A 26,152-nucleotide genomic window follows, 5' to 3' on the forward strand; every position below is an offset into this window, starting at 1 on the left:
CAAGGTGTCGCAAGCTGCGCTTGCGACGGCGGTCCTCCCTGATCGATCGGGGGCCACTATTCGGCCAGCCACAAGTCACTGGGGGTGGCGTGCGTCATGAGTGAGGATGAGCGGTTGGAAACTGCGGAGTTATTTGAAGTCCTGAGCAGCGACCGGCGACGGGCACTGATTTATTTCCTCCGCTCTCGAGGAGGCGACGCTGACCTTCGCGAACTCGCCGCAGAAATTGCAGCGTGGGAACAGGACATCGATCCTGCGGCGGTGTCTGACGATGACAAAAAACGGGTATACATCTCGCTGTACCAATCACACCTCCCGAAGCTCGAAGAACATCAAATTGTAACATACGATTCGGACACCAAACAGGTCTCGTCGACTGAACAGGTCGATCACGTGATGGGACTGTTTACGCATCCGACTACCCGGTGGGACCGATTCTATCTGGCCGTATCGGCGCTTGGGTTCGTCGTCTTTGGGTTACACCTCTTTGGCGTCATTGCGGTCCCGGTTGTTCCGTTCACTATTGTACTCCTCTGTACGTTGCTTGGGCTGTCGATCGTCCACTACTACCAATATCGGCTCATGATGAAAACAGTGCTGTCAGAGTTCTCGTATCGGTCAGAGCGTTAGCGAGCATATACTTTTTTTCCGATACCCGGTGGGGACACGTATGACATACGACGTTGCGATTGTTGGAACTGGCGCTGATCCGGAGACCCGAAATCGCGATGGATACGCAATGGCGTATCGACACGCCGGCGGATACGAACGGCTCAATCACTGCTCGCTCGTCGCGTGTGCGGACATCGTTCCGGAGAACGCGGAGGCATTCGCCGACCACCACGGTGTCGAAGGAGTCTACGAGGACCACGAAACGATGCTCGAATCTGCTGAACCCGACATCGTCAGCGTCTGTGTCCCGCCAGCGGTCCACGCGAAAATCGTCGTCGACTGTGCACGAGCACCATCGGTACAGGCAGTTCACTGTGAGAAACCGATGGCGACGACCCCTGCAGACTGCCGCCGAATGGTCGACGTCTGTGAAAAAGAAGCCGTACAGCTAACAATTGATCACCAACGACGGTTCGCAGAGCCGGTCCGAGAAGCCAAACGGCGGCTCAACGCAGGTGACATTGGTGAGCTTCAACGTCTCGAGTGGTCAGAGGTCAACCTCTTTGATGCGGGCTCACACCTGTTCGATCTGTGTGATTTCTTCACCGACGGCGAGCGCGTCGAATGGGTGTTGGCTGGCATCGACTGCGCGCGTGAAAATCGGTGGTTCGGAGCACTCAACGAGACACGGGCGATCGCCCAGTGGCGCTACAATGACGGGACACTCGGGTTCGCCTCCACGGCCGAGGAGGGCCGATCACTCGTCGATGCGTATCTACGGCTTGTCGGGACCGATGGTGAGATTGAGATTCAACCAACTGAGGGACCGCCGCTTCGGATGCGAACAGACGGTGGGTGGAGCGCAATTGGAAGCGGTGGTGAGAACGTATACGGACCGAATGAGGGTCGTATTCGACGAATTGCAGATATTGCTTCAGAGCGTATTCCCCTTATTCCAGATCCGTTCGACGACCCAGTAACCCACTACGAGCGTGCGATCGAACATCTCGTTACGTGCCTCATAAACGGAGACGAACCGCTCATTTCAGGACGGACGGCGATCAGAGGGACAGCGCTTGTATTCGCCAGTTGGGAATCGTCCAGACAGCGCGGTCGAGTCCATCTGCCGCTTTCGATCGACGACAACCCCCTTGAATCGATGTACGAAGACGGCGAGCTCGCAGGCACGCCGTCACTCCGAACACCCGAGCAGGCGTAAATTGTCTAAGAAACGAACACTCATCGCTCCGAGAATATGTAAGAAACGTAATATTTATTGGTAGTATGAACAGATTAACGTATGCATGGCACACGATCTGGCACACGATCGCGCTCACACCGACCGAACTGACGTTGACAGCGATAGTTCACGGAATTTCGGTCGTCGAGCGTGTCTACGACTCGTCTCGGCGGCGATTAGTTCGCTCGTCGCGGTGACGGCCGGCAGCGTAGTTTCAACAGCGAAGCGCCCGACCAATCTACACCCACGCGTGTTGACAATCACGGGCTTCGGCGACCTCTCGAAATTCCGGATTACCGTCGATGGGACCCTCGAGTCAGTGGCAGCAACTGATTCGATGGGGACCCAACACGTGTCCGGAAGCAGCGCCGAAGGTGTCGTCGTCGACGACGACCGCCGCTATCTGGTGGACGGTGACATAACCGATTTGACTGTTGACGGGACAGCGTCCGTTTCAGTCTCACGTCACGACAAACCACTTGCGTTCACGGATGCAGAAAAGAACCGCATATCCCATCGAAGCCTCTCAGCGATCGCACTCGAGCGGTAGCGAGCGGCTACTTTTCAACATTCGCGGTCGAGTCCGGATCACACCAGTCCAATGTACTCGATCATCGCAGGTGCAATAAACCACCCCGATCCACTTCATCCGTATCGGGGGCTATTCAATTACCGTAGCCTCCGGTCGTTATCTGCGGCCGGCACAAACGTCTCTGTCGTCTCTCCACGGCCGTACGCGCCGCCAGTCGGCCCGTATGCAGAATACCGTTCAATCCCGAAAACGAAGTCGTGGGGGCTGTACACAGCGCATTATCCACGATTTTGGTATCTGCTTCCAAAGCGACTACTGTACGCGGTATCCGGACGCTCGTATGCAAAACGTATCCCCCAATATATCGAGCGAACACTCGAGATCCCAGCAGTGGTCCACGCATGCCATATCTATCCAGACGGCTACGGGTTATTGCCGTACGCCCAGCGTCACGACGTGCCGCTTTTTGTTGTCTCTCACGGCAAACTGTTGAACGACTTCGATGACCTTCCACCAGGAGTCTCGAAGAAGATTAAATCAACCCTGGAAGCCGCGACCGGCGTGTTTTGCGTCAGCGACGCGCTGCAACGAAAAGCTGAACAACTCACTGATCCACGGAAAGTTCGGACGGTCCCGATCGGTGCCGATCCAGAATCATTCCCCGTCGACGAGCGCAAACAGATTCGTCGAACACTTGGGATCGATCCGGGGACAACGCTCGTGCTCTTCGTCGGTCAGTTCACCGATCGAAAGGGGATTCCTGAGATCTGTGAACTGCTTCGACGGACAGAGTTCGACAGCATCGAATTCGCCTTTATCGGCCACGGCGGTACCCAACGCGAGAAACTACAGGAAGCGCTGGAATCGAGCGCATATTCCGCCGAGCACCTGTACACGGGCGTGAGCTCAGAGACACTTCAGCGGTGGTATGCCGCCGCAGACCTGTTGTTGTTGCCGAGCCACGCGGAGGGCCGCCCGACCGTCATATACGAGGCGATGGCGAGCAAAACCGCGGTCCTCGCCTCCGCAGTTGGCGGCGTCCCCGAACAGGTCAACGATGGCATCACCGGGGCGCTCGTCCCACCGGGAGATGTGGGCGCGCTCGTTGAGACACTCGAATCGACGGTCGCCGATCCCGAGGCACTCGCAAGGATGGGCCGTCGGGGGTTCGATCGGCTTCAGTCGGAGGGATGGACCTGGGCCGATCACGCCGATCGGGTGCAGGCAATCCACATGGAGGCGATCGATGATAGAACGTAGTCAGAGCCGATCAAGATCGACGGCCCGGACAGCCCCGATGGCGGAAACGGGACTCTCGATTCTCGTCGTCACCGGCCACCGGCCCGCAGAGGTCCGTGGCTCCTTCGTCGGCCTCGATACAACAATAATCGAGCTGAGCAGTGCCTCGATTCGGAGGCGAATTCGAACAATTAGAAAGGACGTCCGTCACGCGTTCGAGACTCAGGATCCGGATATTGTTGTGCTCGACTGTCACGAACTCAGTGGTGCCCTCGTTGCTCTGCTTGCAGCGAGATTTTCGGTCCCGATTGTCCCACGGATCGTCGGGGATAACTGGCGTGGGCTCGAAGAAGATGGGATTAGCGCTGGACGCCGACGTGGTGACTTCGTGACTCAACTGCGAGCTCATGGAGGGCTCTATTTGAATGCGTGTACCTACAAGCGTGCGGCCGGTTTTCTTGTTGTTTCGAATGAATTACGACACACAGTCAACACTAGAACAGGCGTCGGCCACGATCGCATCGCTGTCGTTCCTGTGCCTGCAACCGAAAAGACCTTCGAATCGGGCACGGCAGCGCGGGCACGAGCTGCATTCAATATCGGAGAAGAATCAGTTCTTCTCACCGTGACAAACCTCTCGTTCGACGCCAAACTCAGTGGCACGATAACAGTAATTGATGAGATACTACCGTTGCTCTCAGAGAATCCAGACCTCGCATACGTGATCGCTGGGAGCGGTCTTCGTCGAGATAAGCTACTCTCGTTTCTGGATCGACGCGTGAACGACCCGGCAGTCAGAAATCGAATATATGCTCCTGGGTTCGTCGATCAGATTGGTGACCTATATGCCCTCGCGGACGCATTTATATACGTCTCGTATCGTGACGGCTACCCGAATGCAGTCCTCGAAGCACAAGCAGCCGGGCTTGCAGTCGTCGCCAACGAAGCGTACGGAATGTGCGAGCAGATAACGGACGGAGAAACCGGATTATTGATTGATCCAACAGTCCCAGGAGCGCTGCGTAGTCGGGTCGAATCGTTGCTTTCGGATTCACAGCAACGCGAGCGTCTCGGTCGAAACGCCGCTGAACGCGTTCGTCGAGAAAACGATCCGTTCGTCGTTAGCAAACAGACCGCAGCAGCGCTCGAGCGGTTCGTCTGACCGGTCGACTCAACGGAACTCTCGTACGAACCAGCCCACAGTAGCGTTTGTATCGCTTCCCACCAGCAATCTCGATCGTCAGCTTCTCAGATGCCGTCAAGACCGTCTGGTACCGCACCTCGACCCGCACCGAACATAGAGATATCTGGTACGTTTGGTTCGGCCCCGCGTTGTTCGAGTGCTTCTTTGATGTCTAGGTTGTGTAACGTGCTCCCATCGAATCCGCCGAGGGCATTGTTTATGTGCGAATATCGCTCGATCGAGGTTTGCCTCTCGCTACGGTAATAGAAGCCGTACCCGTTGGCTGCATTAGATGAAATAATGTCGGCAGCAGACACTTCTGCCCGTCCAAGGACCTCGATGTTGCCTTCCTGTTCCCCAGAGATGTTGTTGCCTTCAGCGACGAGACAGCCAACATCGTAGCGTGCATCACCCGAGAGCCAGAATCCTGCATACCCGTTGTTTTTTGCAACAATGTTATCCAATTTCACACGAATTGTCTCATCTGGTGGATCAGATCCGTTATAGCGAAATCCCATGGTCCGATTTGCGACAAAAAATCCGTTTGTTACTGTCGTGTTGGCAGCATTCCATGAAAACTTCATACCTCCTTGGTGGTTCCCTGCCGAATAAAATCGATCCAGCAGGGCGTCTCCGCCATTGTGATTTATGCCCAACCCACCATTGTTGATTGACAAAACGTTTGTCGCTTCTACTGACGGGTCTTGGATAATCGATCTGTTACTCAGGTTTATTCCGTGTCGTCCGTTGTTCATCGCGGTACAGTGGTTGATCCGCGTTCCAGCAGCCCTTAGTTGTATTCCGATCTCCGGACAGTCTTGTGCCCATATATTTTCAATCAGCACATCACTGTGGGAACCGCCAGGCCAACATGAGATTCCAATAATCGTATATGATGGGTTTTCAGACCGGTTTCCATCGATGGTAAGATCTTGGACCGCAACGTTCTCAACCGCAGTTTCACAATCGATCTGTATGACGAAACTATTATGATCTGCAGGGTGTTGACCTGCCATCTGTATTTTTGAGTTTCGGCCCTCACCTTGAAGTGTCACACCACTATTCGAACTATCGAGATATACCGCGGGCCCCCAATCGTCTTCAGGATCTGGCCCTATTCCGTGTCGTGCGGAGACAACCGTCGTTCCCGCAGGAAAAAACACAGTCTCTCCAGGCTCGGCCGCTTCGATCGCCTCAGCGACCGCGACTGTGTCGTCGGTCTGGCCGTCAACCGCAGCGCCATACTCGCGGATATCAATCGCGTCTTTGTCGGCAGCGTCTTCGTCGGCATTCCCTTGTTTTGTCGGATCATTTTCAGTCTCTTGCGGCGATTGTCCGTTGCCACCATCGTATGATCCACATCCGGAGAGCCCTACAGTCATAGCAAGTCCTATTTGCAGCGCTCTCCGCCGAGAAATAGCCCCATCCTTCCCCTCTGCTTGGCTATTTGTGTTTTGTTTAGTATTGTCCAACATTGGTTGCAAGAGCAAATTATGTTCGAATAGAGCTCATTCGCGTACAGGCACATTCGATACCTGGATATATTGTTAGTCACATCCAAGACCTCGAAATAAGGAAATATCGAGACGAATTATGCGAACGTGTATCACTATTATTAAGCTATTTAGGACACAGAGGGTTTTGTTACTAACCACTCCAGACAACAATAGTAGCGTTTACAAGAACGCCACAGCTGTTCAGGAACTGTCGGTGCAGATGCGCTCAAACCGAATAGTAGAGCTTTGATATTTTGTGACAGCTACCAGAGCCTCTTGATTGGTCGTTAATAAAAAGATATGAGATACGTCTCCCTATTACGATTTATATAAAAAATAACTATGCTTTCTATTCAGTAAGTTAGTTCTATGAAATCACAACCCGGAGCATGGTTACGAACAGTAACAGGCCACTCCGATCCGGAATACGATTCGGGGATATTAAATTTCATTCGTGGCGCGCACAACGGTCTATTTTTCACCCTTACCTCAAGATTCCCACTCGGAACCAACGTCTTCTCCTTAGAATGGGATGTCCTCATTATCCTCGATGCCTGTCGCGTTGATGCCCTGCGTGCAGTCGCGCCCGAGTACGCGTTTCTCGATGAGATCGGTTCGATCTGGTCGGTTGGTAGTTCCTCACACGAATGGATGTGCAAAACGTTCACAAAAAAATATCTCGAAGAAATCGAAGAGACGCTTTATATCTCGACAAATCCAAACACGCCAGCGACGTTCAGAGACGGCGAGCGCCCGCCTCGAAAATATCCCGTTCCGATTATGGCCGCGGAGTGGAATGTCGTTGACGAGGACAATTTTGGTCGGATCATTCAGATACATCGACATCCCTATAAAGAATATTTCGAGACGATCGATCCCGAAACCGTGACCGATTATGCAATTCACGCATGCAGACAGACTAATTTCAATCGAAAAATCATACATTACTTTCAGCCACATCGACCGTACATCGGCGCCGCATATCCTGAGAAGCGACCAGTGTCCCCAATTGAGGATCAGCCATGGGACAGTATTCGAAGCGGAGATACCACCAAATCCGAGATCTGGGAACTGTATCTCGATAACTTGCGCCTAGCGCTCGATTCGATCGAACAGCTGTTAGAAAACGTAGACGCAAAAAAGGTCGCTATTACCGCCGATCACGGCGAACTCTTCGGTGAGTTGAGCCAATACGGTCACCCAGAGGGTGTCGTCCACCCGAAATTAAAAAGAGTGCCGTGGGCGGTCACGTCCGGAACTGACAAGCGAAAAAGCGAGCCCGAGGTCGATATCGCAGTGCAGGATAAGTCGAAAATTGAAGTAGAAGACCAATTAAAACACCTTGGATATATTTAGTTATAGGATCTTCCTCACCCGCCGTGGATGGCGGCTGAGGAGAGCATACAGACTCAACAGTGGTTTTGCTACCTCGTCTGAATGAGCCCTCCTGCGGTGTGTATACCGCCACCGTCGAGCGATAGCGTTGCACTGTAGCTCTTCGGGCTGGTATTGTTACTCCACGCACCGAGTTCGTCTTTTTGTGGAAGTGACTGTGCCGGAGGACGGCCCGATTCCATCGTCTTGATATCGACGTTCGACTGATCGGGGCCGCTTATTGGTCCATCTGGGTTATTTGCGTGCTGGTACCGAGAAATGGTCGATTGCGAGTCAGATGCAAAGAACATTCCGGTACCGTACCCTGCATCTGCAGCGTAGATTGACCCTGCCTTGAGCTTGGCCTTATGACGCACATCGATATTGCTGTGCTGCTCGTCGTTGCGGTTGTTCTCGATAGAGACGAGGTCGTCGATATCGTATTCGACGTCACCGGCGAGCCAGAACCCTCCGTACGGGTGTTCTCGGGCGCGCACGTTGTTCAGGTGAATACGCATCGGCGAGTACCGCTGGTTGCTGTAGTCGCCGTTGAACCTGAATCCCATCGTTCGATTTCTCACGAAGGTCCCGTCTTTCCACCACGATTCTTTGACTTTCCACGGTACTTTCGCACCGCCTTGTCCGTTGTTTTCAAGCCAGAACCGTTCGATAAACGCTGAGCCACCGTTGTGGTCGATCCCAAGTCCGCCGTTATTTTCTGCGAGAACATCACTCGCGTGCACTGCCCACTCACCCCAGGATCGACTCGGTGCTCGGAACTCAACACCGTGTCGAGTATTCCCAGTTGCGGTAATGCGTTCAAGTCGGACTGTGCCGCCGCCGATAGCAAACCCCTTGCCAGAGCTGTCGATGGCCGCAACGTCGTGGATGTAAATATCGTGTCCATCACCTCGTGGATACACTTCGAGGCCAAACGAGGACTTGTTACTGTTCACCGACTTGTTACCCGAGATACGCATGTCACGTATCTCTAGGCCCCGGATCGTTCCGCCGCTCGCATCGATTCCAATACACCGACTGTTTCGGCTATCGTCGACGTCGCCCATCTCTACGAGCGTGTCTGGGCCGACCCCAGCAATAGCCACATCATCTGCGATCGAGCCGTCGATCGACACCGCCGAGCCGCTGTTGGCGGCGACCCGTGTCGTACCAGCAGGTATCAAGACTGTGTCACCGGATGCTGCCGCGTCGATCGCGGCATTTACTGCGTCGGTGTCGTCGGATTGGCCGTCAACGCGCGCACCGAAGTCACGGATATCTTGTGTAGCCATGGTGCGTCACCGCCGAATGTTGACCCACACCTTGGGAACAACGTTGACGGATTCGTCTTTGCGGTTCGTCACGGTCACCGAGACTGGCGAGTCAGACACGACCCAAGGGGCGCCATCGCTCGTTGCCGCGGCTTTGAGTTCGTTTCCGGAAACCGAAGCGATCGTCGAACCATCTGCCGATACCTCGAGTGTAATATCGTCGTCGACCGCTGTCGTTCCTTTCACCGGGAGAGACAGCCGCACGACCTCAAGTTGTTCGTTGGTGTCGAGGATGAACCGGTTGATTTCTTCATTCAAACCGCTTTCGTACGTCACGTAGTGACCGAAGTCACCGCCACCCGCGCGGGTGACGTATCCGACGAGGTTCCAAGAGTCGCCGTCGCCCGTGTACGTCGCGCCTGAGTCGGTTGCGAGGAACTTCGCACCGAGGGTCGGCTCGTAGTCGGATTTGTTCGCATCGAGATCGCGAAACTCGACGTCGCGATCAAGCCGCTCGAAGTTTTCGTTTAGTGGGATGTGCCAGTCGAGAGTGCCTTGTTCCGGAACGTTGTATCTGTGGTTTGTCATTGTTCTATTAGCTCGAAATGCCGCCGTATTCGTACATGCCGTACCCCTGCGCGCCGAGGTTCTCGTCTATTTCTGCGGGATCCGTCGGCGTCGGCGTCTCCACCGAGCCGTCGGATTCGATGTCGACGGATTCGCCGTCGACTCGCAGCTCCGCGTCGCCCTCGAGAATTGTGAACGACTCAATCTCTCCACGATAGTAGAAATTGTCGTAGTTGACGTCCATATCGTTCGAGACCCACCCGTCGGCTGTGTTGCCTGTGATGGATTCCCAGTTGCCGTCAGGGAACTGATCGCCGCCCCGAAGCGTGTCTGTCACGCTAAAGTTGTAATGGGCGCTGTCTTCACCGACCGCGATGATGATAAGGCGGTGCTCAAGAAGCTCGGCGTCTATTGTCGTGTCGCCGCCGTCGGATTCTACCGTATCGCCGTCGTCGGATTCTACCGTATCGCCGTCGTCGGATTCTACCGTATCTCCGTCGTCGGATTCTACCGTATCTCCGTCGTCGGATTCTACCGACTCCCAGGGTTCGTCGTCGACAAAGACATCTGCGTCCCCCTCGAGGAGTTCGAACGCTTCGATGTCTCCGGTGAACAGGAAGTCGTCGTAGTTGACGTCCATGTCATTTGAGACCCACCCGTTCGCCGTCGAGCCGTCGATCGCTTCCCAATCTCCGTCTGGGAAGTGTTCGCCCGCCTCGAGTTCACCGGAGACGGTAAACTCGTAATTGGCGCTTTTATCGCCCACGGCGACGATTCGGATCGTCCGCTCGGTGAGTTCGTTCGTCGATCCATCTGTGTCACCGGACGAATCGTCGGTCTCTGCAGATGAATCGTCGAGTTCCGCGGGATCCCAGGGGTCATCATCTACGAAAACGTCCGCCTCCCCCTCGAGGAGTTCAAAGGCTTCGATGTCGCCGGTGAACAGGAAGTCGTCGTAGTTGACGTCCATGTCATTTGAGACCCACCCGTTCGCCGTCGAGCCGTCGATCGCTTCCCAATCTCCGTCCGGGAAGTGTTCGCCCGCCTCGAGTTCCCCAGAGACAGCGAACTCGTAGTTGGCGCTTTCTTCGCTCACAGCAACGATTCGAATCGTCCGCTCGGTGAGTTCGTCTGTCGATCCATCTGTGTCACCGGACGAATCATCGGCCTCTGCAGATGAATCGTCGAGTTCCGCGGGATCCCAGGGTTCGTCGTCGACAAAGACATCTGCGTCCCCCTCGAGGAGTCCGAACGCTTCGATGTCTCCGGTGAACCGGAAGTCATCATAGTTGACGTCCATGTCGTTCGAGACCCACCCGTTCGCCGTCGAGCCGTCGATCGCTTCCCAGTCGCCGTCAGGGAAGTGCTCGCCTGCTTCGAGTTCACCGGAGACAGTGAACTCGTAGTTGGCGCTTTCTTCGCTCACAGCAACGATTCGGATCGTTCGCTCGGTAGATTCGTCTGTATCGGCTTCCTCGAAGTCGGTGAATTCGTCGCTCTCTTCGGCGTCCGGCGTCGATTCACCAACCGACGCTGTGAATGTGTAGTCGCCGTCCCCGTTTTGCACATCAACGATCTGCAGGTATGCTGTTTCACTTGTCTCAATTGTGTCAAGGAGCTGTACAGGCGCGTCAGTCGCTGTGTACCGCAGCGAGCAGAAATCACCATCTGCGTCGTACAGAACCAACGCCGTAACACCGCTGGGATCGGAACGCTGGAAATCAACCTGTATGGTCTGCCCTTCGGTTACCGAAAGGGCGTACCATCGAGACGTATCTGCTGGTAAGGTACTATTAACGGCCGTATCAAGCGATATTTCTTCTGCAGTTGTAATCGTCTTATTGGTAGAATCTCTGCTCGAATCAGACTCTAGCGGTCTGATTGCAGTAATCTCCGGTGCGGTCGGCTGTGAAAGGACCGATCCGCCACCGTACCCGTACGTGTCGGGAGCATTGACCGTTGTCGCGTCCGCGGTCTTCGCGGACGCCACTCCGGAATCTCCTGTTTGCCCGGCAACGGTTGCCACCGCCGTTCCAGCTAGGAGGAGATACGATCGCCTACTGAGCTTCGGCTGGTCGTCACCGCCGTCGTCGTCAGGCGGGTCAGCCGTCGCTCTCGCCGTCAATCTGCGTGCCAGTTTGCGTGCCATCGCGTCTGGTAATCAGATATTACCGCCCATAAACCTTCCTATTTTCAGATACTATTTGTTATGGAATTTATTATTGTTTTGATGACTGTACTGAATTTATGAAATTCATAGATTCTTAGCAAAGAAAATGGTTTGTTCTAAAATCACTAGACAGGCACAAGGTAACGCCATGTTTACTATGATTAATAAGGAATTATTGCGTTAGTTGCACCGGGCAGGGGATCGTGTTTCGTCGAGAGTATCGAATCATAGTTACGTCGATGCAGCAGTGTCCGCCTCCGCCGCGTGTAAAAGCGCATCTGCCAGGAATTTTGCGGCCCAGTTGGGATATCGTAGATACATGTATGGGCCCCACACCGGTACGGAGCCTGAGAGTCCCCCACGTATCACAGGGGGGCCCGTGAGCGGCTGCCGGTGTTTCAGAAACCGTACTGTTCGATCGGCTTCGGTTCGGTACCTCGGTACCCCAGTTATGTCAAATAGACGGTACCATATGATCGCCATCTGTGCGTTACCGGTCAGACAGTAGAAGTTCGACCCCTGAAAGGAACTGTCGAACCGACCGGTGAGTATGCCGGTCCGCTGTTGGATGTCGACGAAGGCCGCTGCGGAACGAATCGCAGCGTCGAGGAGTTCGTCATCGTCGAGTATGACAGCGCCTTCCAGTAGCCCTCTGATCGTGTATGCGATCGTATGCAAAAACGGATCGTCCCCTCGGTCGAACCCCGCACGCCGGAACCAGCCGTCTTCGCGCTGTTGATCTGCAACCCACCGAAGGTTTCGCATGGCGGTCGATCGAACCGTTGGCGAGCCAACGTGTTCGTTCGCCGCGAGGAGTCCCCATGCGATCCTGGAGCTGTAGCTGTGGACGACGCCGTTGTAGTCGTAGCGATCCCAGTACCCGTCTGGATGTTGGACCGAAACCAGCCACTCCCCCGCCTGTTCGGCCGCATCGAGATACGCCTGCTCGCCGGTCACTTCATACGCCCTAGCGAGGCCGAAGAGGATCTGTCCGGTATTAAACACGCTGGGCTCGCGCTCGCTCTGCGGGGCATCTCCTTTCGGAAACGCACCCGTCTCGAACTGCGTTTCACACAGCCATTCGGCCATCCGATCGGCGCGACGGCGGGCCTCAATCGAGCCGTACCTGTCGGCATAATCGTACAGTGTCGGTGCGATGTAGCCTGTCGTTTCGGGATAGGGGCCACCCCAGCCGAGGACGAGGTTGTAGTTCGATGCACAGCCACCGGTTCCGGTCGCATTCTGGCTTCGATATAGCCACCTAATCGCCGCATCGAGATGCTGCCGATCGCTCTGAATGAAACTGTCCCGTCCACGGATGTCAGACCACAACTCCTTGCCGAGGATTGGAAGTCGTACCGACAGCGACGGTTTTGATCCGACCATACGACCCGCCGCCATCACCAGCCCACCCCACGGTGTCTTCGGCTATTCCTGATTTGGTAACGAGACATTCGGCGATATTTCAATGTCCAACGTGAGGTGTTTCGCCACATTCTGTTCTGAAATACTGTCTCACTATACCGGATTTACTATCTACTGCCTAACACCCGCAGCCGTCGACAATAGCGTACAGCACAGCGGATATTGGGACTATAGCGTACCGCACAGAGGATCTATTGGAACTAATTGACACCGCCGTGACGAAATCAATCGAGATGGGTAGCGATCCACCGTTCGAGCGTCGTGATCTGTGATATCATCGAGACATTGTTTTCGCCATTCATATGTGCAGAGTAGAGCTCCGATACAGCGTCAGCATTGAACAATGCTCGTGAGCAGGCGTCGTCGACGAGACCTTTGACGATGTCGTGTAGTTCCGAGTCGCGATCGCGGAGCCAGAAGTCTGCGAGTTGCCCGCTCCCGTAGGTGGCTTTCGATCGCAGCCGTCCGGTCACGACGTTGCCGACAAATCCAGCAACATGGAAAAGATACGGCCAAGATGGCTTCATTTTTGTCCGTTCGTAGGTGATCTTCGAGAGTTCGGGGTCGATCCGTCGAATCAACTCAAGTTTTGCCCGGCTGGTTCCGTACGGGACAGATTCACCGGTGAGCGGAAAGGTTCCTTTTCGGTACGCCCGTGGTAGTCGTGCACACCACTCCAGATACGAGCCGTCGACGTGCGGAAACCGAGTTCCAAACCGGTCACGCATGAGCCGGTTACTTGTCGCTGTGTGTTTTGTGTAATAGTTCTGAAAGTGGATATCCAAGATTTGTCTGCGGGCACCTTGCTCGTCGCTCTCGTGCAGTTCGGTTCTGAATGATCCGTACGGGTCTACCCGTGGTGAGAGGAGCTCTCTGACGAGCCCTGCGCTCGATCCAGCCTCGCTTGCATACTGGGACTCGATTGGCGACCGGCCTGAGCGAAGATGCGGCCGAAGCAAGTGGTCGCCAATCAACTCGCCCTGCATCCCCTCCATCACCACACCAGGTGTTGGTTCGAGATGATATGACGGTGAGAGATTTACCGACGTACTCCACCGCATCATCCCATCGGTCGATTCAATAACGCGACCGAAACAATCCGCAAATGTCCTCGCCGAAAGCGGCACCTCACTCAGCTCAATGTTGAGCGTTTCAGCAACCGCTGCGGCGAGTTTTGGGTTATCGCTGGTCGGCGGATTGGCATCGTACGTATATGCTCCGAGTGACCAATCGTTTCCGTCTGCCGACAAAAGCGCGGCCGCCGTTGTTCGGCTGTCAAGCCCCCCTGACAGCCAGATACCGTTTTGATCAGGCAGCGTTTTACCGATTCGCGCGGTTGCCTGGAGGTACCGATCGGCAAGTTCGTCAAGATATGCAGAACCCGGAGAGGCCTCGTCGTACCGTGGTTTCCAGTACCGGGCCGTCGATCGCTCACCGTTAGTCACTTCGAGGACAGTCGCGGGTCGAATCGACTGGATACCCTCGACAAGTGTTCTGTCGCCCCACAGATGACCCATGAGAAGCATGTCGCTGGCGGCCTGTAAATCGAGCACTGGTGTAACATCTTCAGTTAGGATCGGGGCCACCGCTGTACCAAACAGGAACTGTCCAGACCGCGAATAATAACACGGCCGGGTCCCGAGTTTGTCCGTGATAACGAGTGTTCGGTCCGCAGAGAAACACGCGATGAGGAAACAGCCCTGCAGCCGCGAGGCGACCTCAACGGGCCGATCGAACAGTGATTCAAACATTGCTTGGTGATCGATCCGAAGTTCGTCGAGATTCGTGACAACGCCATAAAGCACCCCGCTACGGTTGCCGTCCGACCACGTCGCCATGCTGCGTGGATCGCCTGGATCGCTTGTCACAACGACGCCATTAGTGCCGTGCTCGAACCGCTCTGTGCGACTGTCGTCGGAATCGATCGTTTCCTGTGCGACTCGTAGCGCTTGTCCGGTGATGTGTCCACCAATTAGTCCACTCATTGTGTATGCTCCCATGTACTCCGCTGTTGTTCTGTCTCGAGCGCTCCGGGCTCGGCGATACCGTTGACTCGGTAGGCGGTGAATTCTCCGTTATCGTACATTTTCATCACCGTTGGATCGGTTTCGATTCGATCGAAGTCTGCAGGCCTGAAATTCCAGTACTGCTCGTAGTTCGGGAAGTTCACGGGGTAGAGAATTCGGCCTCGCTCGGTCAAAAGCAAATACCGATCAGCCTCGTAACTTGCCCCGAAGGTCGATCGCTCGGTGTAGTTGAACCGTGGTGGCGGCGGCGAGCCGGCGTTTCTGATAGCACCGCTCCGGTTCGTGACGCCGTAGTGGAGGTCGTGAAATCGATACTGGGTTAGCCCGAACTCCGAAATCTCTCGGGTTTCCTCGCGGTTTTCGAAGAACCACTCACTGCCGTCGATTTCCATCTCTGTCGTTTGGTGACTCATTTCAGATCCTGCCGGCGTGTGGAATACCGTACCAACAGAAATAACAGAGAGCACCAGGACGATCGCAAGCACCGAGCCAACCGCGACGCTGTTTTTATTCCAGGAATTATCACTGCCCATCAACAGCGAACAGAATACAGCAACGAGAACGATACCGAAAACTTGTGCAAAAATGACAAGTCTTCCCCAGCCGATGATCAGGTCCATTGTTAAAAACGGGACCGAACCGAGCGTAAACACCCAAAACACGACGACAAATAAGAGTACGAGCGGCCTCATCTCATCTCGTCTTTGCCACCATAACAAGACGAGCACAAGTGTGCATAGTCCGACAACTCCAGACACCACAACCTCCGATCCGTAGTTGAACACAATTACCTCAATGAGGTCTTGTGTCCCCGGTGACGTTCGAGAGACGGTATCAGTGTACGTGTCCAGCTGATTTTCGCCCGGATCGTTTCCCACGATGGTTTCGAGGACCGACTGGAACCGAAGAATGATCCCGACGAACTGGGTATACCACGCCGAAAACACGACAAACCCGAGTGAAATAACGTACGTTGGTTGGATGTGAATATGATCTGCTGTCCAGACCCACCTGAGGACCTTATATATTCCAAATGTGACCAATAAAAACAGTGAAGTCAGCGGATGGTACGTTATTAATGCGATAAGTGAGATTACGAGCGCTGCCCGGATAGCCAGCGAGGGCGCTCGACGCTCGGTAACAAAGAGGTACAAAAAGAACGGGACGTAGAAGATGCTCAATATGTACGGAACCATAGTCACATGTGCGGTTCCAGCGATGGGGAACAAGGCAATTGCAAGCCCAACCAACACGGCCGATCGATTCTCGAAGAACGCGGTCATCAAAAGGCACGTTCCACCAAAATACACGACGGCAAAAACGGGGAAGACCCAGTTGATGATTACCTGTGGATCGACCCCAGTCACACTGCTAAATATCCAAATGAGGATGTGTGTGTTTGGATAGATGTTTCCCTCGATCGATCCGGTGAGCGCAATATTTTTTACATACCCAATGTGTGTCAACGTGTCCGCTCTACCGTATACAGGATATCCACGGATTACAGGCAGCAGTACCACGACAGCATTCCCAAGAATCATCAATGTAACACCAAAAACCCACCAGCGGATCTCGCTGCCCGCTGTCGACCACCGCCTCACGCCAGAGGAGCGACCGAAGTCGGGGTTATGGTGCAGATTCCACGCGCTTGTGATGATCGTCGCGGCTCCAAAAAACAGCGTCAATATCAACAGAACCCAAAAGAATCGCGGGAACGCACTGTACACTGACGGCTCATACCCTCGTGCAGGTGGCGTCACCACAAGTATTACCATCACAATTACGAGTGCGATCACGCCAAGTAGCGCACAGATTGCTGGCACGATTCGTTGAGTAGCGTCTTTCATTGTGTCTCAGCCATCATCGACAACCGCCGGTACCCAATGTCGGGTAGTATTCATCAGTTGGATGCTCCACAGTACTACTGACTGAGACAGTCCCGTATGGAAGTAATCACCCACCTAATGTTTTGGATACGATGGTAGTAATGGCATTACTACGCGTTCTTCGTGCGGAGGTTCCGGTATGGCTTTGAGTTGTCGAATCCATATTCTCGGGGCGTTAATCCTCTGGATGAGTGCGATCTTTGGCGTATTGGTGTTTTTCCGAGCGTTCTCATTCGAGTCGTATTTTGTGCTCTCGTTTATTGGACTCCTCATTGTGATACAGCTTTTTGCACCGGTCGAAGAGCGTCCGGCTTGGTGGCAGTATATACGCATGACCACCGCAGCGGGATTTGTCGTATTTGGGTATATTCTCTACCGTCAGATCACTGCCGTATTGTAAGACGACGAATACGGTCTATCGAACCGCGTTACCTTGATCGGCTCACAGTACACCCATTTTCGATATCGAAACAGCCACGCGTTTGATTGTACGTCACAGATATCCCAGATCCTCAAGTCTCGCTTCTAAGTCTGCATTCGTGTTTGTCTGCTCGGTTTGGCGCTCAGCGGAGGTTTCGTCGGCTACGAGGATCACCTCAAGAATGAATTGGAGATATGCCTCGACGGACTCAAAATCAGTACCGTCGATCCGCGCTTCGAGTTTCGTCTGTAGTTCGGTCGGAATGTCGATTTCTATTGTTTGAGTGTTGTCAGTCATGTGCGTGTGTCACATCCGTTCGTCGTCTGGTGTCGATCGCCTCTGCATTGTGATCTGAGTCATCAATCGCTGTGTCGGCGTGTCGTTCTAAAGTCGGGCAGCCAAAGTACAGCGCCATGTTAGATGGACTCACTGTCACGTCCCAGTCTCGTCTGTGTCTCCACCGGCCGAGAGATGGACGGTCCGGTAGGCTGTTTCGGCTGTCGGTTCATCCGGTGGCTCGCCAACGTACAGTAAGTACGCGATCCGGGCGTTATCGGACGATTCGGTGGGGATGACCTCCAGCTGTTCGCTCCAAGTCTCGCCAGCGCCAACAGTCACATCGAGGCGATCGAGTTCAGTTCGATCGGTGACCTCGTAGCCGTCGGTTGTTTGACCCAGTTGCTGTTGTTGAACGACAATGGTATACTCGACAGTCTCTCCTTCTTGATTCGTCAGCCCGACAACCACGTCAACCGGCTCAGCAACCGCCCACGCATTGGGGTACGCATCTGGCTCAATCGCACCCGAATCAGCGTCCTGTGCCTGGATATGGAACTCGGTAAATCGTTCACCGTTTCCTGGAACGGTTGCGGCGAACCCGATCCCAGCAGTCGAGACCACGAGTCCCAAAATAATCACCACTACCAGCGTCTCTTCGCGGGATGTCGCTGGCTTCCCAATAAATGCTGCAAAGTGAGTTGGGATTGACACAGTTGGAACAATAAATCGCTGATCTGACGGTACCGTCCACCGTCGGATTGTGCCAGCGATCGCCGCGATAATCGTTAGAGAGGCGATCGTGACGGTAAGTACCGTTGGATTGTAACCCCACGGGGAGTACCCCAATACCAATCCAGCCAGTGGGACGATAGCGACGCTGAGCCCGACAGAGACGACAAGCCGTTCGACGAATGTGATCAGGCCCCATGTTCCCTCCTGCTCGGTCAAAACCGCTCCGTGCTTGCTCCGGTTGCCATTATATGGGAACAGCACCGCCGCGAGGGCGTATCCAGGGGCAAAAAGCACAAAGATGAATCCAAGCGGTATCCGGATTACCGCCGGTCCGGTATGTTGTATAATAAGACTCGTCACGACGCCACAGAGAGCGACAACCGAGACGAGATCGATCGGGACTATGGCTCCCGGGTCGTGTTCCATACCTTCGAGTCCGTTGGGAGAAAAAAAAGTAGCCGTCGACTAACAAGTCAGTCATCAGTTCTAGAAGAATGATATTGGCTACGTGCCTCTGTGTGAATAGTATTGGCTACGTGCCTCCGTGTAAATGGTATTGGCTACGTGCCTCCGTGTATATCGAGCGCAGAACCAAGAGGTGGGAGGATATCAGACCAACACTGGGTTCCATCGACTCCCAGCAGTGTTGACCGAGAAGTTGCAGTATCCGGCGGAGAGAGAAGGCACCCAAGCGCAACCTGCTCGTCTTGAGAGCCAGCATTCTCAAGGGTGATCACAGTCCGATCGTACGCGACTCCAAAACGTGGGAAGTACTCGCCGGGGCTTGTGTGGACTGTGGTCTCGCCGAGCGGCGTAATTGTGAGCAGGGGCTCATCATCAACCGATAACTCGATCGTTTCCGGGCGGATACACGTCTCTACTGAGGGGTGCAGGTGCAGTCGACTACGGATACACTGACCATCGTGGTTATCAACGGCGTCACGAAGCACCCACCATCGGTCTCCACCAGCGATCGATCGGCGGTGTGTGTATCCGTTTGTGTCGTACTGGCCTTCGAAAAGCGTGGTATTGGCCGTTGCGATCGCCCCTGCAGTTGGTTTGGGTTGTCTGCCCATCAGGAATCGACCGCCGAGGTCGATCGGTTCGTCGTCGCCAACCTGTACGGTGTTATGTCCTCGGACACCGCGTGCGTACATCCGCCGGAGACCGGCCTCGTAATCGAACGTTCCGGTATCGGTCACAATTGGCTGTCCGTCGATCCATAGCAGGATTGAAAGACAGTCGCTATGGGCGTGGCCCGGAAGGTGTGGGGGACCGACGGGGCCACAGTCAACCAAGATCGATCCGAGTTCAGTGCGTATCCACCGGTATCCACCCCCGGTACCAAGCGGTCGTGGGCCTACTGTCGAAAGGTCGGGCGGATCTAGTTGGGCGATCCCAACGCGGTCTGCGTACCGGAGGCACGCATCAAGTGGAATGGCTTCGTCGTATACCGAGTCGTTTAGCAGTGGAATCTGTCCGTCAGGCGGACGGAGCGCGCGGAGGTATGCGGCACCCGCTGCGGTTGTGGTCGAGATTTTTTCGTCGATCGGCTCACCAGCCAACGAACAGAGGTTACAGGCAGTGATGAGCCGGGTCAAAACAAGTACGTGGTACATCGGGCTCCGCTCGAAGTGACAGCCATCATCAAGGAACTGCCGCTCGCAGACCATTTTGAGAATCGACTGACCAGTGTCGAGCCAATCGTGGGCATCCGGTTCACCGTCGAAGGCAACGCCTGCAGCAATGAGTGCGACGCCGTTTTCAACCAGGTGGTTGCCGCCAACGTCTTGCTCGACGTGATTTCGAAGAAATAACGCGTTTTTGTATATTTCACGCGCCAGCTCACGCTCGAAGGCACTCGGGCCCTCTCGATCTTCTGGCTCCACCGACTGAGAAGGCAATGGGTGACTATTTTGAGTCGGGATTCGGATGGTCGACGAGATACCTGGCGAAACACGTCTGGTCTGCCAGGATAGTGGCCCAAAATTACGAACGATCTGCTGACGCCACGTGAGGTATCGAAGCCAGTGTTGGATGCGAAGCGACACCGCGTACGGCGTCCAATCGCGTCTGAGGTAGTGGGAACTGGCGATCTCGGCATGGCGTATCCAGCTTCGAATCCAGTTGTCGAACGCCGATAGAACAGATTTGATTTGATCGTGTTCAGGGTCGACGCTGATTGCGGCCTCCCCAAGTGGCTCGAACGCACACAGTTTGAGCCGCCACAGCCGCGGGAGCGCATCGAGCTGATCGTCGTTCCAGTCGATCGAGCCGTGGTTATCGATGTCGAGCGATCGATTCAAAAACTGTGGGGTGCCTGCGGCAGCATCCATCGTACGAGCCCGGAGCAGGCTGACGGTTTTAGGCCCGAGTGACGCTTGGAGCGTTTCAGTGTCCGACTCGAATGGCTCGGTCTCAGGATGCAGTACTCCGGGTACACGCGCTTCGTACCGCCGATCAAAATCAAACGGCACGTGTGTGAGCACACGTTCACGGAGCGTCCGTTCTGCGATTCCGACGAGTTGTTGGGTGTGCATCCGACCGATCGTTTGTGCGTACAGCGAAATGACCCCGAGCGGGCCGCTGTCGGTCGCTCGGTTAGATCCGGCCACGGCGCTTCAGCTCCATTATTTTCGTCGTGACGCGGTGTTTTTCGTGGATCGTTCGCGTATTTCGGGTTCGGCGCTCTCGGGCGCGATCGAGATCCGCATGCAGTCGATCGGCGACCACCGGCTGCTCGCCAGCGAGATCAATCGATTCGGCTGGATCATCTGCAAGATGATACAACTCTCGCGTGCCGTGCTCGTCGTTGACAATGAGTTTCCACGGTGGATCGACATGGGCTCGAAGCAAATCGTTGTCCGCATTCGACCCCGACGCAGGCTCATAGTCGTAGACGACCTCCGCGCTCGCAGCGTCTCCCGTACTGTCGAATACAGAGTGACCCGCATACACCGGTGGCGGATCGATTTCCGCGAGGGCAAGCAGCGATCGCGGTACGTCGACGAGTGAGGTTACACGATCGATCTGTTGGGTTGGGGCGGTCGATCCGCCGAAGACGAGCGGAACGCGTAACAGCTCGTCGTACAGTTTCCGCGGCCCATGGCTGAATCCGCCGTGGTCGCCGAGCTCTGTGCCGTGATCGCCGACGATCCCAATAGCGGTTTCAGCGCGATCGCTATTCGTTTCTGCCGCGTTCAACAGCCGCGAGATGGATTCATCAGTCCGACGGACTTCCGCATCGTACAGGTCGGTGATCCGCTCGTGGTCTCGTGTCGAAACGGTGACTGCGTCCCCCTCGGCGTGGTTGAGCGACGCCACCGTGTGCCACAACGAGCCAATCGACCACGTCCCGATCGGCTCCTCGCGGAACGGCTCGATGTCGCGCTTTCGCGGTACCCACGGGTAGTGTGGGTCCATATAGTGAATCCACAGAAAGAACGGCTGTTCGTTAGTGCGGCGCTCAAGCCACGCGATCGCCTCATCGGTCACGGTCTCGGCGGTCTCAAGCGGCGTGTGTCCAGCTGCAGCGAAGGCGACGCGGGCCGCAAAGCCCGCCGTATCTTTTAGGAGTTCACTGCGTTCGACGATCGGCTGCGCCCGCCGAGCGAGAGCCATCACCATTGACCCAGCGTCTGCTCCATCGTCGGATACCTTGTCAGTGAGAAAGTCTCGGAAGGTCTCGAACCCACGATTGTAGCCATACCCACGGGTGAGCCAGGGGTTCCCCGCGTTGAATCCCGCGGTTTCGTAGCCGGCGTTGCGGAAGACTTCGGCGATCGGCGTCGTCTCTTTTGGCATCCCGATGTCGTGCGAACAGCCGAGCGATCGAACCCCACCCAACAGAGATTTGAACGAATAGAAGGTTGGAATGCCGTTTGCGACCGCGTGGGTACACGCAGTTCCTTGTTTGGCCAACTGGTCGATCGCTGGGGTCGTCTCACGATTGTACCCCAGGTGACCGACGTGATCAGCGCGAATCGAGTCGATGGTCACGTAGAGCACGTTCGGACGGCTCACTGGCTCGACACCCCCGAGATATCGACTAATTCAGCAGCCAGTTGTCCGGCGATGGCGGAGCGATCGTATTGTTCAACCACGTGCTGTCGCCCGGCGGTTCCCATCCGTGCGCGACGTGCGTCATCGGCCAACAAGTCGTCGAACGCTCGGGCGATTGCCACTGGGTCGTTGTCGACGTGTATGCCGCCACCTGACGATTTGATGAACTCTTTGAGTTCTCCGCGTCCGGTGGTCACTGTCGGCAGCCCACAGGCGAGGTATTCGTATACTTTTGTGGGCATGGCATACGCTAGCTCCTCGGTGTCCGCGAGCGGTGCAATCCCGATCGTTGCGGTGGCGAGGATATGCGGAATCGCTGCACGATCGACAGTACCGGCGAACTCGACGCAATCTTCCAGGCCAAGCTCGTCAGTCAGCGCGCGCAGTCGGGACTCCAGATCGCCACTACCGACAAGCCGAAGCACCGCATCGTCTCTCGAGAGGTGTGCCATCGCTCGAATACACGACTCGAGATCCTGGGCAGCACCGAGGTTCCCTGTATACACGATCACAGGTCGCTCACCGGTGGCAGTCACCTTCGAGCCGTCAGCTGGATCTGTCGCATCGACGACCGCCGTTCCACCGTCGCTTTCGGGGGCCGGTTGAAATTGCTCGGTGTCGACCCCGTTCGGGAGGACGAGCGTTTTCTCCCCGAGTGATTCGCCATATCGGTCGCGGATTGTGGCCGCTGTCGCGGGGGTGGTGACCGAGATCCGATCGGCGGTTTCGAGCACTTTTTGTTGGAACCTCCGACTGAGCCGTTCGATCCGACTCCCCGCGCGAAGGTACCCGAGCGAAATCGATGCGTCGATCCAGAGGTCGCGGACGTCAACGATCCATGGGACGCCGAGAATGGAGCCAACCAACCCTGGTGCACCCGTCGAAATCGGCGGCGTTGAGGTTACGACGACGTCGTGTCGGCGAGCGTTCCACAGCAGCCACCACATCACGTGAATCCCAAAAAGCAAATAATATGGCAGCCTGCGGGCCATCCCGGGGTTCTCTGTGCGGGGCTGCCACGTCCAGAGGCGGTGGACAATGACCCCATCCCTCACCTCGGTGTCGGTCCGCCGCCAGGTCGGGGCAAATTCGCCAGGCGGATAGCTCGGTGGCGGGGTGACGACCGTTACGCTCCAGCCGTGCTCTTGTAGATTCCTCGCAGTGTCGTGGATCCGCGAGGCGTTACCCCCCTTCTCTGGCGGATACATCTGTGAGATGAACACTACGTGGCCGCGATTGCCGCTCATGATCGGTCAGCGCGTGGCTCGGTTCGATCGAGGTGATCGATCGCAGTGCGCCTGTAACGCAACCGTGAATATGATTCAGATATCGCGGTGTAAACGGAATGCATGTCGCCAGATCGTTCTGGGCTCGGACACTTACTTATACACCAAATAACGGGTCGCTCAGCCAGAAACAACCTGTCGCCTGATCGCACTCACGAGATGATGGACCCGGGGTCCGCCCATGGACACACACAGATGGGTTACAAACCTCGGCTCGAATGGATAGGAGGCAACTGCCGAGCTGAAAAAGCGGCGTGCAACGCCGTATTGTCCGGCCTGAAATCCAGACTGTCCCGCCCGGAATGCGGCCCAACCGCGCATCTTTCGTCGGAACAACAATCCGTACTCCATTGCGACCGAGTCAAACTGCGAGACAAACCGATCGTAGCTCTCTTTCGTCTTCGAGAAGTCGTCGCTCAGCCTGCTATGTGACGTGAACTCGTATTCAACGAGCGGTGCTGGAATCCGCTCAAACGTCGTTCGTCGCGAAAGCCTGATATACCACTCCAGATCCGCCCAGCTTGGAAACGCCTCGTCAAACTGAACGTCCTCGGCGAGAGACGATCGAACCATGATCACCGACATCGTCCCGACGACGTTTCGACACAGGAGCGCTTTGGTGATGTCACCGTGGATTTTTTGAGGGATCTGGACCTCAACCCCGTCGTCGTGGACGCCCCTAATGCCCGTGTAGGCGACCGCCGATTCTGACGCTTCGAGTGCAGCAACCTGTTTTTCGATCTTGTCCGACAGCCACCGATCGTCGTCATCGAGGAATGCGAGATACACACCGGATGCAGCGGCAATACCCGTGTTTCGTGCCGCGTTCGCTCCTTTGTTCGTCTGGTGGCGAACCATGCGGTGATCCACAAGGCCAGCAAGATCAACATCCGAGAGCGTTTCGTGCGCCGGTTCGTTCGAACAGTCGTCGACAACGACGAGTTCGAGGTTGTCGTACGTCTGATCGGCGACACTCTTTGCAGCCTGCGTGAGATACGCTGGCCGATCGTGCGTGGTAATGATCGCGCTCACGAGCGGCTGATCGTCCAGTGATTTCGCTGTTGGGTCGGGTCCCACGGTCATGTGTTATCCATTATTATTTGTCATCAGTCGCCTCCATTCGTGGTAGGGGTATCTTGGTCGATGTACCACGCATCGACGTGAACATTCGGCTCGTAGGATTTTCCGAGAACCGCGGAGGTTCCCTCGCCATCGATGTCAACGATCTTCGCTTCATGAGTCGGAACGCCAGTTTCGACGACGTGCTCGAGGAACTCGCCGCCGCCTGTATTTCGGAATACAAGATGTTTTGCGGACGCATCGTTGGTGTCGAGTCCCATCTCTGCCACGTAAATGTCGAGGTATCCGTTCCCATCGAGATCAGCGAGTTGGAGCGTATGCGGACAGTACAGATCGTCGCGGAGCACGTGTGGCTCCCAGTCTGGGGGGTCGAACCAGGCGACTCGACCCATGTGATCGCCGAGAAGCGGCGAGTCTCCCTCCGCGAAAACCACCTCCAGTTCGCCATCGTCATCAAGATCGCCAACTGCGACTCGTGTCCAGTCCCAGCCAGTCGCGATCGGCTCGCGGATCCATCGCTCGGCGGCGACGCTTCCCCCGTCTGCCGCAATCGTCCCGCCCTTATCGCGCGCTTGTCGGTAGATGTTTGTCCCGGCGATCAACTCGTTGTTCCCGTCTCCGTCGAGGTCGACGACCTCTAGGCCTTCGAGTGAGACGTCACGATCGATCACAGTCAGACACTCGTCGGGCCACGGCACGTCGTAGGGGTCCGCTGGAACGTCATAATAAAACAGCACCTCACTTTGCTGAGAGGTTCCGACGAGCTCTGGGTCGCCATCGTTGTCGACATCGCCGAACGTGAGATCGTGATACTTCTCAAAATCGCTCGCGATCACGCGTTCGGACCACCGCTCCCGTGGGTCCGCTGGCTGTTCGAACCAGTAGATGTTGTGTCCGCCGATCGCCTCTCCCACGATGAGTCCCAGTCGGCCGTCATCCGTAACGTCTGCCATGGTTCCTCCGAGGATATTGAGGTCCGATCGCGGGGAGATCACGTGCCGCTCCCATCCGGGGTTTTCGTACCAAAAAAGGTTCTTTTCGAGTCGTCTGAAGAATCGGCCGACAATCGGAAGGCCAGATCTGTTTACGATCGGGAGCGTTTCGGAGCCGAACCCCCCCACAATGAGGTCAGGTCGATCGTTTTCGGTTAGGTCACAGGGCTCACAGAGAAAGAGTCGCCCACACGGTGGAGCGCCGTCGATCAGTTCGTGACTAAAATGCATCTTGGTAGGGCAGACGGCAATGCGGCACAAAAGTACGGAGTGAATAA

The 26,152-nt window shown here is 55.6% G+C and carries 22 protein-coding genes; 7 read left to right on the forward strand and 15 right to left on the reverse strand.

What is annotated here, in order from left to right; genetic code table 11:
- Positions 1-96 precede the first annotated feature (96 nt).
- The 5 genes from E5K03_RS00220 (at position 97) to E5K03_RS00240 (ending at position 4,785) form a co-directional block, all read left to right on the forward strand.
- A complete protein-coding gene (locus tag E5K03_RS00220; protein WP_138004375.1) occupies positions 97-630 on the forward strand; it encodes a DUF7344 domain-containing protein in 534 nt (177 codons plus the stop codon).
- Positions 631-670: 40 nt separating this feature from the next.
- Positions 671-1,831, forward strand: a complete 1,161-nt coding sequence (locus E5K03_RS00225; protein ID WP_138004376.1) for a Gfo/Idh/MocA family protein — start codon at positions 671-673, stop codon at positions 1,829-1,831.
- A gap of 85 nt (positions 1,832-1,916) precedes the next feature.
- The gene (locus tag E5K03_RS00230) at positions 1,917-2,402 is read left to right on the forward strand and encodes a hypothetical protein (RefSeq protein ID WP_138004377.1); all 486 of its coding nucleotides are present in this window, start codon (positions 1,917-1,919) and stop codon (positions 2,400-2,402) included.
- A 51-nt stretch (positions 2,403-2,453) separates the two neighbouring features.
- Complete coding sequence (locus E5K03_RS00235; protein WP_138004378.1) at positions 2,454-3,644, forward strand: glycosyltransferase; 1,191 nt, start codon at positions 2,454-2,456, stop codon at positions 3,642-3,644.
- Positions 3,645-3,681: 37 nt separating this feature from the next.
- Positions 3,682-4,785, forward strand: coding sequence for a glycosyltransferase family 4 protein (locus tag E5K03_RS00240; protein ID WP_171006551.1), 1,104 nt, complete (start codon positions 3,682-3,684; stop codon positions 4,783-4,785).
- An 86-nt stretch (positions 4,786-4,871) separates the two neighbouring features.
- On the opposite strand, the gene E5K03_RS00245 is transcribed toward E5K03_RS00240, so the two are convergent.
- A complete protein-coding gene (locus tag E5K03_RS00245; RefSeq protein WP_171006552.1) occupies positions 4,872-6,188 on the reverse strand; it encodes a glycosyl hydrolase family 28-related protein in 1,317 nt (438 codons plus the stop codon).
- A 483-nt stretch (positions 6,189-6,671) separates the two neighbouring features.
- Between E5K03_RS00245 and E5K03_RS00250 the strand changes: the two genes are divergently transcribed.
- Complete coding sequence (locus E5K03_RS00250; RefSeq protein ID WP_138004381.1) at positions 6,672-7,658, forward strand: hypothetical protein; 987 nt, start codon at positions 6,672-6,674, stop codon at positions 7,656-7,658.
- Between the two features lie 68 nt (positions 7,659-7,726).
- Here the strand turns inward: E5K03_RS00250 and E5K03_RS00255 are convergent, their stop codons facing one another.
- The 6 genes from E5K03_RS00255 to E5K03_RS00280 form a co-directional block, all read right to left on the reverse strand.
- Positions 7,727-8,968, reverse strand: a complete 1,242-nt coding sequence (locus E5K03_RS00255) for a glycosyl hydrolase family 28-related protein (RefSeq protein WP_138004382.1) — start codon at positions 8,966-8,968, stop codon at positions 7,727-7,729.
- Positions 8,969-8,974: 6 nt separating this feature from the next.
- Positions 8,975-9,535: a hypothetical protein gene (locus E5K03_RS00260; protein WP_138004383.1), complete on the reverse strand. Its 561-nt coding sequence runs from the start codon at positions 9,533-9,535 to the stop codon at positions 8,975-8,977.
- A gap of 7 nt (positions 9,536-9,542) precedes the next feature.
- Entirely contained in the window at positions 9,543-11,663 is a 2,121-nt protein-coding gene (locus E5K03_RS00265) for a hypothetical protein (protein ID WP_138004384.1), read from the reverse strand.
- 252 nt (positions 11,664-11,915) lie between these two features.
- Entirely contained in the window at positions 11,916-13,070 is a 1,155-nt protein-coding gene (locus tag E5K03_RS00270; RefSeq protein WP_138004385.1) for a prenyltransferase/squalene oxidase repeat-containing protein, read from the reverse strand.
- A 263-nt stretch (positions 13,071-13,333) separates the two neighbouring features.
- A complete protein-coding gene (locus E5K03_RS00275) occupies positions 13,334-15,094 on the reverse strand; it encodes an asparagine synthase-related protein (RefSeq protein ID WP_171006553.1) in 1,761 nt (586 codons plus the stop codon).
- Positions 15,091-16,983, reverse strand: coding sequence for a hypothetical protein (locus tag E5K03_RS00280; protein WP_138004387.1), 1,893 nt, complete (start codon positions 16,981-16,983; stop codon positions 15,091-15,093). Before E5K03_RS00280 ends, E5K03_RS00275 begins: the two co-directional genes overlap by 4 nt.
- A 178-nt stretch (positions 16,984-17,161) precedes the next feature.
- On the opposite strand from E5K03_RS00280, the gene E5K03_RS00285 reads away from it, so the two are divergent.
- Complete coding sequence (locus E5K03_RS00285; protein WP_138004388.1) at positions 17,162-17,422, forward strand: hypothetical protein; 261 nt, start codon at positions 17,162-17,164, stop codon at positions 17,420-17,422.
- Between the two features lie 93 nt (positions 17,423-17,515).
- Here the strand turns inward: E5K03_RS00285 and E5K03_RS00290 are convergent, their stop codons facing one another.
- The 8 genes from E5K03_RS00290 to E5K03_RS00320 all read right to left on the reverse strand — a co-directional run bounded on the left by E5K03_RS00290 (position 17,516) and on the right by E5K03_RS00320 (position 26,105).
- Positions 17,516-17,740 carry a hypothetical protein gene (locus E5K03_RS00290; RefSeq protein WP_138004389.1) on the reverse strand — a complete coding sequence of 75 codons (225 nt, stop codon included), beginning with the start codon at positions 17,738-17,740 and terminating at the stop codon, positions 17,516-17,518.
- Positions 17,733-17,873, reverse strand: coding sequence for a hypothetical protein (locus E5K03_RS17035; protein ID WP_171006554.1), 141 nt, complete (start codon positions 17,871-17,873; stop codon positions 17,733-17,735). The genes E5K03_RS00290 and E5K03_RS17035 overlap by 8 nt, the downstream gene beginning before the upstream one ends.
- A 2-nt stretch (positions 17,874-17,875) precedes the next feature.
- Positions 17,876-18,880, reverse strand: a complete 1,005-nt coding sequence (locus tag E5K03_RS00295) for a DUF1616 domain-containing protein (protein WP_138004390.1) — start codon at positions 18,878-18,880, stop codon at positions 17,876-17,878.
- 134 nt (positions 18,881-19,014) lie between these two features.
- Entirely contained in the window at positions 19,015-21,069 is a 2,055-nt protein-coding gene (locus E5K03_RS00300) for an alginate lyase family protein (RefSeq protein WP_138004391.1), read from the reverse strand.
- Positions 21,056-22,477, reverse strand: coding sequence for a sulfatase (locus E5K03_RS00305; RefSeq protein ID WP_171006555.1), 1,422 nt, complete (start codon positions 22,475-22,477; stop codon positions 21,056-21,058). The genes E5K03_RS00300 and E5K03_RS00305 overlap by 14 nt, the downstream gene beginning before the upstream one ends.
- On the reverse strand, positions 22,474-23,763 hold the full coding sequence (locus tag E5K03_RS00310; protein ID WP_138004393.1) for a glycosyltransferase family 4 protein: 1,290 nt from the start codon (positions 23,761-23,763) through the stop codon (positions 22,474-22,476). The genes E5K03_RS00305 and E5K03_RS00310 overlap by 4 nt, the downstream gene beginning before the upstream one ends.
- Before the next feature lie 159 nt (positions 23,764-23,922).
- Positions 23,923-24,885: a glycosyltransferase family 2 protein gene (locus E5K03_RS00315; protein ID WP_138004394.1), complete on the reverse strand. Its 963-nt coding sequence runs from the start codon at positions 24,883-24,885 to the stop codon at positions 23,923-23,925.
- A gap of 23 nt (positions 24,886-24,908) precedes the next feature.
- On the reverse strand, positions 24,909-26,105 hold the full coding sequence (locus E5K03_RS00320; protein ID WP_138004395.1) for an FG-GAP repeat domain-containing protein: 1,197 nt from the start codon (positions 26,103-26,105) through the stop codon (positions 24,909-24,911).
- Positions 26,106-26,152 lie beyond the last annotated feature (47 nt).

Origin of the sequence: Halalkalirubrum salinum, assembly GCF_005543295.1 — an archaeon.
In the GTDB taxonomy this organism is placed as follows: domain Archaea; phylum Halobacteriota; class Halobacteria; order Halobacteriales; family Haloferacaceae; genus Halalkalirubrum; species Halalkalirubrum salinum.

Bases quoted from the DNA above. Each gene is read 5' to 3' on its own strand.
- E5K03_RS00220 (WP_138004375.1), top strand. From the start codon at position 97: ATGAGTGAGGATGAGCGGTTGGAAACTGCGGAGTTATTTGAAGTCCTG.
- E5K03_RS00225 (WP_138004376.1), top strand. From the start codon at position 671: ATGACATACGACGTTGCGATTGTTGGAACTGGCGCTGATCCGGAGACC.
- E5K03_RS00230 (WP_138004377.1), top strand. From the start codon at position 1,917: ATGGCACACGATCTGGCACACGATCGCGCTCACACCGACCGAACTGAC.
- E5K03_RS00235 (WP_138004378.1), top strand. From the start codon at position 2,454: ATGTACTCGATCATCGCAGGTGCAATAAACCACCCCGATCCACTTCAT.
- E5K03_RS00240 (WP_171006551.1), top strand. From the start codon at position 3,682: ATGGCGGAAACGGGACTCTCGATTCTCGTCGTCACCGGCCACCGGCCC.
- E5K03_RS00245 (WP_171006552.1), bottom strand. From the start codon at position 6,188: ATGACTGTAGGGCTCTCCGGATGTGGATCATACGATGGTGGCAACGGA.
- E5K03_RS00250 (WP_138004381.1), top strand. From the start codon at position 6,672: ATGAAATCACAACCCGGAGCATGGTTACGAACAGTAACAGGCCACTCC.
- E5K03_RS00255 (WP_138004382.1), bottom strand. From the start codon at position 8,968: ATGGCTACACAAGATATCCGTGACTTCGGTGCGCGCGTTGACGGCCAA.
- E5K03_RS00260 (WP_138004383.1), bottom strand. From the start codon at position 9,535: ATGACAAACCACAGATACAACGTTCCGGAACAAGGCACTCTCGACTGG.
- E5K03_RS00265 (WP_138004384.1), bottom strand. From the start codon at position 11,663: ATGGCACGCAAACTGGCACGCAGATTGACGGCGAGAGCGACGGCTGAC.
- E5K03_RS00270 (WP_138004385.1), bottom strand. From the start codon at position 13,070: ATGGTCGGATCAAAACCGTCGCTGTCGGTACGACTTCCAATCCTCGGC.
- E5K03_RS00275 (WP_171006553.1), bottom strand. From the start codon at position 15,094: ATGAGTGGACTAATTGGTGGACACATCACCGGACAAGCGCTACGAGTC.
- E5K03_RS00280 (WP_138004387.1), bottom strand. From the start codon at position 16,983: ATGAAAGACGCTACTCAACGAATCGTGCCAGCAATCTGTGCGCTACTT.
- E5K03_RS00285 (WP_138004388.1), top strand. From the start codon at position 17,162: ATGGCTTTGAGTTGTCGAATCCATATTCTCGGGGCGTTAATCCTCTGG.
- E5K03_RS00290 (WP_138004389.1), bottom strand. From the start codon at position 17,740: ATGACTGACAACACTCAAACAATAGAAATCGACATTCCGACCGAACTA.
- E5K03_RS00295 (WP_138004390.1), bottom strand. From the start codon at position 18,880: ATGGAACACGACCCGGGAGCCATAGTCCCGATCGATCTCGTCTCGGTT.
- E5K03_RS00310 (WP_138004393.1), bottom strand. From the start codon at position 23,763: ATGAGCGGCAATCGCGGCCACGTAGTGTTCATCTCACAGATGTATCCG.
- E5K03_RS00315 (WP_138004394.1), bottom strand. From the start codon at position 24,885: ATGACCGTGGGACCCGACCCAACAGCGAAATCACTGGACGATCAGCCG.
- E5K03_RS00320 (WP_138004395.1), bottom strand. From the start codon at position 26,105: ATGCATTTTAGTCACGAACTGATCGACGGCGCTCCACCGTGTGGGCGA.